The 12,152-nt window shown below is 71.0% G+C and carries 12 protein-coding genes; all 12 read right to left on the minus strand.

What is annotated here, in order from left to right:
• Window positions 1-642: a 5'-methylthioadenosine/S-adenosylhomocysteine nucleosidase family protein gene (locus tag AC3ETA_RS24910; protein WP_432195110.1), complete on the minus strand. Its 642-nt coding sequence runs from the start codon at window positions 640-642 to the stop codon at window positions 1-3.
• Entirely contained in the window at window positions 642-2,666 is a 2,025-nt protein-coding gene (gene shc, locus AC3ETA_RS24915; RefSeq protein ID WP_432195111.1) for a squalene--hopene cyclase, read from the minus strand. The genes AC3ETA_RS24910 and shc overlap by 1 nt, the downstream gene beginning before the upstream one ends.
• A 143-nt stretch (window positions 2,667-2,809) precedes the next feature.
• On the minus strand, window positions 2,810-3,946 hold the full coding sequence (locus AC3ETA_RS24920; RefSeq protein ID WP_432195112.1) for a polyprenyl synthetase family protein: 1,137 nt from the start codon (window positions 3,944-3,946) through the stop codon (window positions 2,810-2,812).
• Complete coding sequence (gene hpnE / locus AC3ETA_RS24925) at window positions 3,946-5,373, minus strand: hydroxysqualene dehydroxylase HpnE (RefSeq protein ID WP_432195113.1); 1,428 nt, start codon at window positions 5,371-5,373, stop codon at window positions 3,946-3,948. The genes AC3ETA_RS24920 and hpnE overlap by 1 nt, the downstream gene beginning before the upstream one ends.
• Window positions 5,370-5,513 (minus strand): DUF6380 family protein, encoded by a 144-nt coding sequence (locus tag AC3ETA_RS24930; RefSeq protein WP_432195114.1) that lies wholly within the window; start codon window positions 5,511-5,513, stop codon window positions 5,370-5,372. Before AC3ETA_RS24930 ends, hpnE begins: the two co-directional genes overlap by 4 nt.
• Window positions 5,513-6,460, minus strand: a complete 948-nt coding sequence (hpnD, locus tag AC3ETA_RS24935; RefSeq protein ID WP_432195115.1) for a presqualene diphosphate synthase HpnD — start codon at window positions 6,458-6,460, stop codon at window positions 5,513-5,515. The genes AC3ETA_RS24930 and hpnD overlap by 1 nt, the downstream gene beginning before the upstream one ends.
• Window positions 6,457-7,356, minus strand: coding sequence for a squalene synthase HpnC (gene hpnC, locus AC3ETA_RS24940; RefSeq protein WP_432195116.1), 900 nt, complete (start codon window positions 7,354-7,356; stop codon window positions 6,457-6,459). Before hpnC ends, hpnD begins: the two co-directional genes overlap by 4 nt.
• A gap of 390 nt (window positions 7,357-7,746) precedes the next feature.
• On the minus strand, window positions 7,747-8,526 hold the full coding sequence (locus AC3ETA_RS24945; RefSeq protein ID WP_432195117.1) for an ABC transporter ATP-binding protein: 780 nt from the start codon (window positions 8,524-8,526) through the stop codon (window positions 7,747-7,749).
• On the minus strand, window positions 8,519-9,448 hold the full coding sequence (locus tag AC3ETA_RS24950) for an ABC transporter permease (protein WP_432195118.1): 930 nt from the start codon (window positions 9,446-9,448) through the stop codon (window positions 8,519-8,521). Before AC3ETA_RS24950 ends, AC3ETA_RS24945 begins: the two co-directional genes overlap by 8 nt.
• A gap of 93 nt (window positions 9,449-9,541) precedes the next feature.
• Window positions 9,542-10,414 carry a glycosyltransferase family 2 protein gene (locus tag AC3ETA_RS24955; protein ID WP_432195130.1) on the minus strand — a complete coding sequence of 291 codons (873 nt, stop codon included), beginning with the start codon at window positions 10,412-10,414 and terminating at the stop codon, window positions 9,542-9,544.
• A 5-nt stretch (window positions 10,415-10,419) separates the two neighbouring features.
• Window positions 10,420-11,199 carry a CDP-alcohol phosphatidyltransferase family protein gene (locus AC3ETA_RS24960; protein WP_432195119.1) on the minus strand — a complete coding sequence of 260 codons (780 nt, stop codon included), beginning with the start codon at window positions 11,197-11,199 and terminating at the stop codon, window positions 10,420-10,422.
• Window positions 11,177-12,152, minus strand: a 976-nt coding sequence (locus AC3ETA_RS24965) for an iron-containing alcohol dehydrogenase family protein (RefSeq protein WP_432195120.1), incomplete at its 5' end; no start/stop codon positions are given. The genes AC3ETA_RS24960 and AC3ETA_RS24965, both read right to left, overlap by 23 nt.

Here is a 12,152-nt window from a genome sequence, read left to right on the forward strand (position 1 = left end):
TCACCTCCTGGGGAGCAGCAAAGAACGGTGCCATTCATAGAATGCGGGTAGAACGGTACGAAGGACGCGGAAAGCCGATATTCCACCGCGCAACGTGCCGATCCGGACGAGTTCATGTTCTGGAGCGTCCACGACCACCCGGACGGCCGCAACCGGGCGCTCGCCCGTGCGGACGGCGCTCAGCAGCGTCGCAGCCGACTCCATGTCGACCGCGATTGCGCCGGTCGTGAGCAGGTCGGACCGTTCCTGACCTCGGACGACATGGTCCGAGCCGGTGAGCGGTCCGGTGTGGACGGTGCGGCCCGGGACGGTCCGCACGAGTTCTTTGACGAGTAGGTCGGTTCCCACGCACGGAACGGTTCCCGCCGGATCCCGCGTTTCCTCGGCGACCACCAGATCCCCGGGGTGCATCCCGGGGGCGAGCCCCGCGCAGAAGCCGGTGGCGAGGACCGCGGCCCCGGCGAGGGCCGGGTCGGCGAGCACCCGGGTGACGGAGCGTTCCGCCGCCCGGGGACCCATGCCCGTACGGAGCACGGTGACCGGCCCGCCGGCGCCGCCGCGCTCACCGGCGCGCAGGGCGAACTGCTCGATGCCGAGCGCGCAGGCGATCAGCAGCGGGACCGGGGCGGGCTGTGGGCTCATCAGCTCCCCTCAGCCGCGGCGAGCGGCCTGCTGGGCCCCCCGCTCCGCTCGGTGAAGGGCTCCCCGTGCACGTACCGGCCTAGCGCCGTGAGCGGGAAGACCTGCCGGTAGAGGTGGTAGTTGATGGAGAAGTCCCAGGGGAACCCGGTGCCGGTGAAGTACGGCTCGTCCCAGGAGCCGTCCGCCAACTGGGTGGCGGCGAGCCACCCGACGCCGCGCTCGACGGCCTTGGAGTCCCTCTCCCCCGCGGCCAGCAGCGCCATCAGCGCCCACCCGGTCTGCGACGCCGTCGAGGCGCCCTTGCCGCTCCACTCCTTGACGTACTTGTAGGAGCGCAGGTCCTCGCCCCAGCCGCCGTCGTCGTTCTGGACTGACTCCAGCCAGGTGACGGCGCGCCGGATGGCGGGGTGCGAGCCCGGCATGCCGGCGGCCACCAGGGCGGGTACGACGGATCCGGTGCCGTAGACGTAGTTCACGCCCCAGCGGCCGAACCACGAGCCGTCCGGTTCCTGCTCGGCGAGCAGCCATCGGATGCCGCGCCGGGTGCGCGGGTCGTGGGCCAGGCCCTCGACCGCGAGCATCTCGACGACGTGCGCGGTGACGTCCGCCGACGGCGGGTCGATGACCTCGCCGAAGTCGCAGAACGGCAGCCGGTTGGGGAACGGGCTGGTGTTGTCGACGTCGAAGGCGCCCCATGCCCCGTTGCGCGACTGCATCCCGAGGTTCCAGCGCACCCCGCGGCCGATCGCCTTCTCCAGCCGCTCCGGGTCGTGGTGCCGCACCCGGCGCAGCGCGAGCACCACCTCGGCGGTGTCGTCGATGTCGGGGTAGTTGTCGTTGTGGAACTCGAACGCCCAGCCGCCCGGCGGCAGTTCCGGCCGCTTGACCGCCCAGTCGCCGGGCCGGACGATCTCCTCGCCCAGCATCCAGTCGGCGGCCCTGACCAGCTGCGGGTGATCGGCGGGTACGCCGGCGTCCACCAGCGCGATGGTGGCCAGGCAGGTGTCCCAGACCGGTGACTGGCAGGCCTCGATCATCCGGGCCCCGTCCTCGCGCCAGACGGCGAAACGGTCCAGGGAGGCGAGCCCCTCGCGCATCACCGGGTGCTGGAGGTCGTAGCCGAGCAGATGCAGGGCGATGATCGAGTACACCGCCGGGGGCTGGATGCCGCCCCAGCAGCCGTCGTTCTCCTGCCGCTCGATGATCCAGCGGGCCGCGGTGTTCATGGCGGCTCTGCGCAGTCTGCGCGGGGCGACCTTGCGCAGCTGGTGCAGGGCCCTGTCGAGCCGCTGGAAGGCGCCGTCCCAACTCGCTGCCGGGGCAAGGGGCTTGGACGGATTGGGCTCGGCGGGGTCGGTGTGCAGTTCGTCGAGGGGGAAGGGCGCGGGCCGTACCGGGCGCTTCGCGGAGACGATCGTCAGCGGGACGATGGTCTGCCGGGCCCAGCAGCCGAAGTCGTAGATGTTGAGCGGGACCCACTTGGGGAAGTAGATGAGCTCCGGCGGGAGTTCGGGCAGGTCCTCCCACTTCCACCAGCCGAACAGCGCCAGCCAGATCCGGGTGAAGACCCGGGCCGCGGCGATGCCGCCCTGCTCGCGGATCCAGGCGGAGGCCCGTGCCATGTGCGGGGCGTCCGGCGCGTCGCCGGCCAGACGGAGGGCGACGTACGCCTCGATGGTGGTGGAGAGCTCGCCCGGCGCGCCGTAGAAGGTGCCCCAGGTGCCGTCCTCGCGCTGCTCGCCCCGGATGAAGAGCGCGGCCGCCCGTGTGGTCTTCTCGTCGCGGATGCCGAGGAACTGACGGAGCAGAAGGTCCTCGGCGTCCATGGTGACGTTCGTCTCGAGGTCGCCCTTCCACCAGCCCTGGGCGTCCTGCTTCGCCAGCAGGAAGTCGGTGGCGCGCCGGACCGCGCCCTCGGCGGCTTCGTGCACCCCGGCCGCCGCGGGGTTCTCACTGTCGGTGTCGCTGGCCGCGGCTGCCCGGGGCGGCCGCGCCCCGGTGCTTCCGTCGGTCGTCGCTGTCATGGCTTCCCCTTCGTGCAGTGCTACAGGTAGTGCGTCTGCTGTGGGTCCGCCGTCGGCCGGTGCGCTTCTTCCAGCGACACCGGCCGGCGACTACGCGAGGGCTATTCGACCGATACTGATCATCTCTTTTCGCCCGGTGGTGATCATCTCTTTCGTACGACGACGAAGTCGGCGAGCGCCGTCAACTGCGCCCGCACCCGGTCGGGCATGTCGACGGCGTCCAGGGCCTCGACGGCGACCGTGTGCTGGCGGCGCGCCTCCGCGGCGGTCCACTCACGGCCGCCCGCCTCCTCGATGAGGGCGGCGCGGGCGGCGAACTCCTCCTCGGAGAAGTTCTCGAAGTCGCTGCTCTTGGCGTCCGCGGCGAGGATCTCGCCGAGCCGCTCGGAGGCGGGGCCGCCCGCCGCGAGCGCGGCCACGACCGGCAGGGACTTCTTGCGCTGGCGCAGGTCGCTCCAGGTCTGCTTGCCGGTGGAGACCGGGTCGCCCCAGATGCCGAGGAGGTCGTCGACGGCCTGGAAGGCGAGCCCCAGGTGGTAGCCGTACTTATCCAGGATGTCGGCGGTGCGGTCGTCCGCGCCGGCGAGCACCGCGCCGATGGAGCTGGCGCTGGCGAGCAGGGCGCCGGTCTTGTTGCCCTCCATCTCCAGGCACTCCTCGACGCCGACGCGGTCGCGGTGCTCGTAGGAGATGTCCTGGGCCTGACCGTCGATCAGGGCGCGGGTGGCGGTGGTCAGGCGGCGGGTGGCGCGGCCGGCCTCGACGGTGCCGAGTTCCAGCAGCACCTCGTTGGCCAGCGCGAACATGGCGTCGCCGACGAGGATGGCCTGGGCGGGGCCGTGCACCTTCCAGACCGTGTCGCGGTGGCGGCGCTGCTCGTCGCCGTCCATCAGGTCGTCGTGCAGCAGGGAGAAGTTGTGGACCAGTTCCACGGCGACGGCGCCGGGGATGCCGACCTCGGGCGCGGCGCCGGTGACCTCGGCGGAGAGCAGGGCGAGGGCCGGGCGTACGGCCTTGCCGCCGTCGCCGGCCGTGGGCCTGCCGTCGGCGTCGATCCAGCCGAAGTGGTAGGCGGAGACGGTGTCCATGGGAGGAGCCAGGCGGTCGACGGCCGCCCGCAGGACCGGTGTGGTCAGGGTCCTACCGCGCTCCAGGAGCGCGGTCACCGACACCGCGGTCTCTTCAGCGGCCTTCTCGGCCGGGGGCACAGTGGGCACGTTCTCTCCTCTTGTCGCGCTACGGGGGGTGCGGGGGCCTGCCGCCGAGTGCTCGTTCAGCATCACGCCGCCTCCTCGACGTCGAAGAGGTGGCTGGGGCGAGGCCGGCCCAGAGCGCTCAGCGCGGCTTCGACCGCGCTCACGCCGCTGCGGACCGCACTCTCCATGGTCGCGGGCCACCCTGTGGCGGTCCACGCGCCGGCCAGGTACAGGCCGGATGCCTTGGTGCGGGCGCCGGGCCGCAGCCGCCCGACGCCGGGGGTGGGGGCGAACGTCGCCGTGCGCTCCCTGGTCACGAAGAAGTCCTGCACCCGGGCGCCGCGCGCCCTGGGCAACAGCCGCTCCAGCTCCGGCAGATACCGCTCGCGCAGGGTGGCCACGGGTTCGTCGATCTCGTCCCGGGCGGCCGACTGGGAGACGGCGAGGTACTGGCCGTCCTTGAGCCCGGAGGCGTCGGTTCGGTCGAACACCCACTGCAGGGGGCTGCCGAGGGCCGTGAGGAACGGCGTGCTCAGCACCTTGCGTTCGTAGACGACATGGACGTTGAGGATCGGCGCGGTGCCGATCTCCAGGAGCTGTTCGGGGGCGTCGAGGGCACCGCCGGGCAGCAGGTCGTACGCCTCGCGCTGGGCCACGGCGAGCACGACCGCGTCCGCCTGGAGTGTCTCGCCGGGAACCTGAACGCTCCAACGTCCGTTCTCGTCAGAGGAGATGGAGGTGACGCGTGTACGGACCTCGGTACGGACGCCCGCGGTGTCGAGCGCCTTGCGGGCCAGCCGGTCATGCAGTTCGCCCAGCGGGACGCGCGCCCATCCGATGTCGGCGGCGCCCGGGTCGGACAGCAGACCGGTCTTGAACACCATCGCGGCGAGCCCCAGGGAGGCGTCGCCCGCGACCGCGTTGAGAGTGGCGACCCCGACCAGGTCCCACAGGGCCTCGACGGCACGCGCCGACTGACCGTGCGCGGTCAGCCAGCTGCCGAAGTCCTGGGTGTCCAGGGTCGGATCGGCGAGGTCGAGCCCCTTGAGCGCGAGCGCGGCACGCCCGACCCCGGCGCGTTCGGCGAGGGAGAGATGCGGATATGTCGCCAGGCTCCGGCCCAGGTGCAGGGGCACGGGCAGCGCGTCGCGCCGCAGTCTGCCGAGCCGTCGGCCCTCGGGCTTGTCGACGTCGACCACGGGCACGTCGAGCCGGTCCTGGAGCGGCGCCAGCGCCGTCCCCTCGATCCGGTCGAGGAACCAGCGGTAGGCGGTGCAGCAGCGCAGGTAGACATGCTGTCCGTTGTCGACGGTCAGATCGCCGCGTTGAAAGGAGAAGGCCAGGCCGCCCAGCCTCGGCCTGCCCTCGACGAGGGTGACGCGGACGCCCGCGTCGGCGAGCGCGAGCGCGGCGGTGATGCCGGCGAGCCCGCCGCCGATCACGACGGCGTCCCTCCCGGTGCGTCCCGGGATGTCCGCGAGCGACTCGTGCGGCCGCGTGCCGTCGGTCATCGTGCACCCTCCCCTGGGCGACCGCCGCGCCGATGGTTCAACGGTGTACCGCCGGCCGTCTCAGTCAGGGACGCCGCATGGCGGCGGAGGGTTGCCTGCCGCTTTTCCCCGGCGGCATCACCTTGGGCCGAAATGTCCATCAGGCGCGCCTCCTGACGGTTCGGGTGACATGCCGGGCGTCCAGACCGGACAGACCGCGCACGGCGACGTACGCCTTCTCGCGCCCGGGCAGGGAGACCCGGCCGCGCAGCACGGCCTCCGGGTCGCGCTCGATGCGATCCAGGAGGCGGCGGTAGATGCCGGCCATGGCGGCGACGCACGCGCCGCTGCGCCGGTCGAGCATGGGGAGCAGCCGGTAGCCCTCGGCGAAAAGGGCGCGGGCCCGTCGCACTTCGAAGTGCACGAGGCCCGCGAAGTCGGAGCCCTCCGGCGGAGTCGGCCCGCTGAAGCCGGCCGAGCAGCCGAATTTGGCGAGGTCGTCGGAGGGCAGATAGGTGCGCCCTCCTTCGGCGTCCTCGCGGACGTCGCGCAGGATGTTGGTCAGTTGCAGCGCCAGGCCGAGCGTGTCCGCGTACTCGGACGCGCGCTCGACGCCGCGGGCCGCCGGTTCGGTGCCGAACACGCCGAGCGACAGACGGCCGATGGCGCCCGCCACGCAGCGGCAGTAGACCTTCAGGTCGTCCCAGGTCTCGTAGGCCTCGCCGCGCACGTCCATCAGGACGCCGTCGATCAGCTCGTCCAGTCCGCCGAGCGGGATCGGGAAGGCGTCGGCCGCGTGGGCGAGCGCGACGGCCACGGGGTCGGTGTCGTCCTCGTCGACCTCGTGGTCGCGGATCCGGGTCAGCAGCTCCCGGGTGCCCTCCAGCCTGGCGATCTTGACGTCGCCGCTCAGGGCACCGTCGCCGATGTCGTCGACACGGCGCGAGAACGCGTACAGCGCCGACATCGCCCGCCGCTTGGGCGTGGGCAGCAGCCGGATGCCGTAGGCGAAGTTCCGTGCCTGCTGTCCGGTGACGGCCTCGCAGTAGCTGTAGGCGGCGAGTACCGGTGCGGACGCGTGTGGTGCAGACTCCACGGTCCGGATCACCCCTCTCCTCGCAGAGTCACGCCCACCTCGCGCAGCAGTCGGAGCTTGCTGGCCTTGGGCGGGCCCGGCAGTACGTCGTATTCGGCGGCGGCGATCGCGCCGATCGCCGCCCTTCCCCCCGCCACGAAACCCGCCAGCAGCAGCTTGAGCCTGCCGTGGACGCTACCCACCAGGGGGGTGCCTTCATTCAGGAGGTTCCGGGCACGTTCGGCTTCGTATGCAACCAGTGCGCGCACCGATGCGCCCGCCGTTTTCGCCCCGAGATCGGTCCCGTCGACGTGAAAGCGTTTCATGTCCGCCGCGGGCAGATAGATCCGGTCACGGCCGAGGTCCTCGGCGACGTCCTGGAGGTGCTCGACGATCTGGAGTGCCGTGCACACCGCGTCGGAGCGGCGGATCCGCTCGGGCGTCGCCGTGCCGGTGACGGCGAGCACGAGTCGGCCGACGGGGTTGGCGGACAGTTCGCAGTAGGCAAGGAGATCGTCGTAGGTCTCGTAGCGTCCGACGAGCTGGTCCTGGCGGTTCGCGGCGATCAGGCCGAGAAAGGGCTCGGGGGTCAGCGAGCAGCGGCGGACCGTCGGCTGGAGGCGGCGCAGCAGGGGGTGGCCGGGGGTGCCGTCGAAGACGCGGCGCAGGTCGGCCTCGAAGGCGTCCAGCAGGACAAGACGGTCCTCGGCCGACTCGGGCGACACGCCGAGCAGACGGGCATCGGCACCGCCGGGGGCGAGATCGCCGTCGCCGATGTCGTCGACGAGGCGGGCGAAGCCGTAGACGGCCATCAGGTCGTCGCGCCAGGCCCTGGGCAGGAAGAACGGCGCCACGGGGAAGTTCTCCGCGGCGGCCTTGTCGAGCGTGCCGCGCGCCGGGTCCTCAGGGCGCGCGCCGGTTGCCTTCACCGTGGACTGCCCTGGGCGGGGACGGCGCAGGCGGGTGCGTTGAGCTGGGGAGTTTCCGTAGCCATTGCCGTCACATCTCCCGTTCTACACCGCTGACCCAATGCACACTATTTCGGACACGCCGCCCGGCTGCCCGCGCCGCAGCCCGGAGAGAGGGGTGTCGCGCCTTATCGCCCCACTTGCCGCGTTTCGGTACCGCTACAGCTTACGTTGTACAACGCAGCGTGGCCCCTGGGGGTGTCCTGCACATCACAACAACACACCGATTGGCGTCAAGATTCCTGGCGCCAGCCGGAGTTGACGTTTCCTTTGCAGACGCAGGCCCCGCCGGTGCAGTTCCGGCGGGGCCCCGGGAAGCTTGCTGGGCCGCACGGCCCATGTCCGGGTGGACTACTTGCCCGTGAACTTCTCGTACTCCTTGAGGACCTCGTCCGTCGGTCCGTCCATGCGCAGCTCGCCGCGTTCCAGCCACAGCACGCGGTTGCAGGTGTCGCGGATGGACTTGTTGTTGTGGCTGACCAGGAACACCGTGCCGGCTTCCTTGCGCAGCTCACGGATGCGGTCCTCGGAGCGCTTCTGGAACTTGCGGTCGCCGGTGGCCAGCGCCTCGTCGATCATGAGGACGTCGTGGTCCTTGGCCGCCGCGATGGAGAAGCGCAGCCGGGCCGCCATGCCGGACGAGTAGGTGCGCATGGGCAGGGTGATGAAGTCGCCCTTCTCGTTGATGCCGGAGAAGTCGACGATCCCCTGGTAGCGCTCCTTGATCTGCTCGCGGGTCATGCCCATGGCGAGCCCGCCCAATATGACGTTGCGCTCGCCGGTGAGGTCGTTCATCAGGGCCGCGTTCACACCGAGCAGGGAGGGCTGGCCGTCGGTGTAGACCTTGCCCTTCTCGGGCGGGAGCAGGCCGGCGATGGCGCGCAGCAGGGTGGACTTGCCGGAGCCGTTGGAGCCGATCAGGCCGATGGCCTCGCCGCGGTAGGCGACGAAGGAGACGCCTCGGACGGCGTGCACCTTGCGCACGCCCCGCTCCTCGCCGCGCTTGAGGATGCGGCTGAGGGCCGCGGTGGCGCTGCCCTTGCCGGACTTGGCACCGTTGACGCGGTAGACGATGTGGAGCTCGTCCGCGATGACGGTGGGGATGTGCGCATCCGTCCTCTGCTCAGCCACGGCCGTACCTCTCCTCCGCCTTCCAGAAGTACACGAAGCCGCCGACCGCGAACAGCACGGCCCAGCCGACCGCCGCCGCCCAGACGTGGTCGGGCAGGTTCGAGGAGCCGTAGCCGTCGATCAGGGCGAAGCGGATCAGGTCCATGTAGACCGCGGCCGGGTTCCACTGAAGGACCGTGGCGATCCAGTCCGGCTTGTCCTTGAGCATGATCGGGATGGAGAACATCACGCCGGACGCGTACATCCACGTACGCATCACGAACGGCATCAGCTGGGCCAGGTCCGGGGTCTTCGCACCGGCACGGGCCATGATCAGGGCGAGGCCGGTGTTGAACAGGAACTGGAGGGCCAGCACCGGCAGGATCAGCACCCAGCTCAACTTGGGGTAGCTGCCGAAGCCGACCGCCACGGCGAACAGCACGATCATCGAGAACAGCAGCTGCTGGAGCTGCTGGAGCGCGAAGGAGATGGGCAGCGAGGCACGCGGGAAGTGCAGGGCGCGCACGAGGCCGAGGTTCCCGGAGATCGCGCGGACGCCCGCCATCACCGAGCTCTGGGTGAAGGTGAACACGAAGACGCCCGTGACCAGGAACGGGATGTACACCTCGCGCGACATGCCGCGGTCGGCCTGGAGGATCAGGCCGAAGATGAAGAAGTACACGGCCGCGTTCAGCAGCGGGGTGGCCACCTGCCAGAGCTGGCCGAGCTTCGCCTGGCTGTACTGGGCGGTCAGCTTCGCCCGCGAGAACGCGAGGATGAAGTGCCGCCGGTCCCGGAGCTGGCGGACGTACTCGAACAGCGAGGGCCGGGCGCCGCTCACAGCGAGCCCGTACTTGGCGGCCAGCTGGGACGCCGTGAGTCCCTCGTCGGGCGACGGCGGTGCGCTCACCGCGACCGAGCCGTCCTGCGTTGTCTCACTCACCAGTTGAAACTTTCGTCTTCGAGATGCGCAGACTGTGCGGGTCTGGCATGAACGTTGGGCCCTCGGGCCCGGTCGCTCTCAGGGTCGAGCCTGTCAGATGACGGGAGGCCGGCCCAGTCGAGTCAGCCGCCACACCGTACGCCACTTCATGGGCCTGCGGGGACCGCACGAAGTGGTCCAGCCTTCCCGGAATCCGCCGAACCATGCTCGCAGAGCGGGGCGGGAGGGGCGCCGGGCCAGGGTGAGAAGCAGCCAGACGCCGAGATAGACCGGGACAAGGGGGGCGGGGAGGTTGCGGCGGGCCAGCCAGACGCGGTTGCGGGCGACCATGCGGTGGTAGACCGCGTGCCGCGAGGGCGCGGTCGTCGGGTGGTACAGCACCATGTCGGACCGGTAGTCGATCATCCAGCCCGCGTCGAGGGCCCGCCATGCCAGGTCGGTTTCCTCGTGGGCGTAGAAGAATTCGTCCGGAAGCCCGCCGACCTCGGCGAAGACCTGGGTGCGCACGGCGTTGGCGCCGCCGAGGAAGGTGGTGACCCGGGAGGAGCGCATCGGGTCGGAGGCGCGCAGCCGGGGGACGTGGCGGCGCTGGGTGACGCCCGTCCCGGGGTCGGCGATGCGGAAGCTGACGATGCCGAGCCTCGGGTCGACCGAGAAGGCCTCGCGGCACAGCTCGGCGGTGTCGTGGTGGGCGAGGAGGCCGTCGTCGTCGAGGAAGAGCAATATGTCGACGTCACGGCCGCTCGGCCCGAAGGCCTCGATACCGACGTTGCGGCCGCCGGGGATGCCGAGGTTCTCCGGCAGCTCGATGGTGCGTACGCCCTCGGGGACGTCGGGCACCGGGGAGCCGTTGCCGACCACGACGACCTCGACCGCGTCGCCGTCCTGCTTGGCGACCGAGTCGAGCAGGGCGCGCAGCTCGTCGGGGCGGTTGCCCATGGTGATGATCACCGCGCCGACCTTCATGCCGTTCACTTCAGCCTGCTGGAGGCGAGGACGGACACGAGGTGCAGCAGGGTCTGCAGCAGCGCGATGCCGGCGAGCACGGCGACACCGAGCCGGGTGAAGAACAGGTCGCCGCGGATCTGGTCGGCGATCGCCAGGACCAGGATGAGCAGCGAGGCCTCGATACCGAGGATCAGGCGGTGGAACTTCAGCAGGGCGGCGGCCTTGCGGGCCATCGCCATGCCGGAGGAGCGCATCTCGGACGCCGACTCCTGGACCGGCGGCTTGCCGGCCTGGTGGCGGGCGACGCCGACGAGGTCGGTCTCGGCCTTGATCAGGATGGCGCCGAGCGCGGCCAGCGTGCCGAGGAAGGCCCACAGCCAGTCGATACGGCCGCTGCCCCACAGGTCGGCGGCGCGCAGGCCGAAGCCGACCAGCACGGCGGCGTCGGTGAGGTAGGCGCCGACGCGGTCGAGGTAGACGCCGCCCAGGGAGTACTGCTTCTTCCAGCGCGCGATCTCGCCGTCGACGCAGTCGAGGAGCAGATACATCTGGACGCACACCACGCCCAGCACGGCCCCCGGGATCCCCGGCACCAGGAGCGCCGGGGCCGCGAGTACACCGAAGACGGTCATCAGGTACGTGAGCTGATTGGGAGTGACCCTGGTGTTCACCAGGTAGCGGTCGACCCGCAGGGACACCTCGCGCATGTAGAGGCGTCCCATCCAGTGCTCACCGCTGCGCCGGTCCTTCACCCCCGCGGGATGAACGACGGGGCGGAGTTCAGCTACCGATGGCCTTGACATAGTCGGCGTAGATGTCCTTGATCTGGTCGGTTGTCAGGTCGAGGTGTTCGAGGATCGTGTAGCGGCCGGGCCGGGTCTGCGGAGCGAACTCCACCGCGCGGACGAACTCGTCGTCCGAGAAGCCGATCTCCTCCGGCAGGACCGGCAGACCGTGCCGGCGCAGCACCTCGGCCATGTGGGCCGACTCCTCGTGGGCTCCGCGCAGGTACATCGCGAAGGCCGCGCCGAGCCCGCACTGCTCGCCGTGGGCGGCGGCGCGCCGCGGGTACAGCAGGTCGAAGGCGTGGTTGATCTCGTGGCACGCGCCGGAGGACGGACGGGAGTCGCCCGACACCGACATGGCGATACCGCTGAGCACCAGTGCCTCGGCCAGCACCTGGAGGAAGTCGGTGTCCCCGATGCCGCCGGGGTGGCGCAGCACGGCTTCGCCGGCCTGCCGGGCGATCGCGGCGGCGAGGCCGTCGATCTTCTCGCCCTTGACCCGGTTGGCCAGCTCCCAGTCCGCGATCGCGGAGACGTTCGAGACGGCGTCACCGATGCCGGCCCGCACGAAGCGCACGGGGGCGTCGCGGATGACATCGAGGTCGATGACGACGGCGATCGGGTTCGGCACGCCGTAGGAGCCGCGCCCGGCGTCGTTGTCGAGGGTGGCGACCGGCGAGCACAGGCCGTCGTGCGCCAGGTTCGTCGGTACGGCGACCAGCGGCAGGCCGACGCGTGCCGCGGCGAACTTGGCGCAGTCGATGATCTTGCCGCCGCCGAGCCCGACGACGGCGTCGTAGTGACCGGCCCTTATGTCGCCGGCCAGCCGGACCGCGTCGTCGAGGGTGCCGCCGCCGACCTCGTACCAGGTGGCCCCGGGCAGCGCGGGAGCGAGCCGCTCCTTGAGCCGGGCACCGGAGCCGTTGCTGACCGCGACGGCCAGCTTGCCGGAGTGCGAGATGCGCTCGTCG

The sequence above is a fragment of the Streptomyces sp. bgisy027 genome (assembly GCF_057710365.1).

What these genes read in the sequence shown, in the direction of transcription:
- AC3ETA_RS24920 (WP_432195112.1), bottom strand. Translation starts at nt 3,946, where the DNA reads ATGCTGAACGAGCACTCGGCGGCAGGCCCCCGCACCCCCCGTAGCGCG.
- shc (WP_432195111.1), bottom strand. Translation starts at nt 2,666, where the DNA reads ATGACAGCGACGACCGACGGAAGCACCGGGGCGCGGCCGCCCCGGGCA.
- hpnE (WP_432195113.1), bottom strand. Translation starts at nt 5,373, where the DNA reads ATGACCGACGGCACGCGGCCGCACGAGTCGCTCGCGGACATCCCGGGA.
- AC3ETA_RS24960 (WP_432195119.1), bottom strand. Translation starts at nt 11,199, where the DNA reads ATGTCAAGGCCATCGGTAGCTGAACTCCGCCCCGTCGTTCATCCCGCG.
- AC3ETA_RS24910 (WP_432195110.1), bottom strand. Translation starts at nt 642, where the DNA reads ATGAGCCCACAGCCCGCCCCGGTCCCGCTGCTGATCGCCTGCGCGCTC.
- AC3ETA_RS24955 (WP_432195130.1), bottom strand. Translation starts at nt 10,414, where the DNA reads ATGAAGGTCGGCGCGGTGATCATCACCATGGGCAACCGCCCCGACGAG.
- AC3ETA_RS24930 (WP_432195114.1), bottom strand. Translation starts at nt 5,513, where the DNA reads ATGGACATTTCGGCCCAAGGTGATGCCGCCGGGGAAAAGCGGCAGGCA.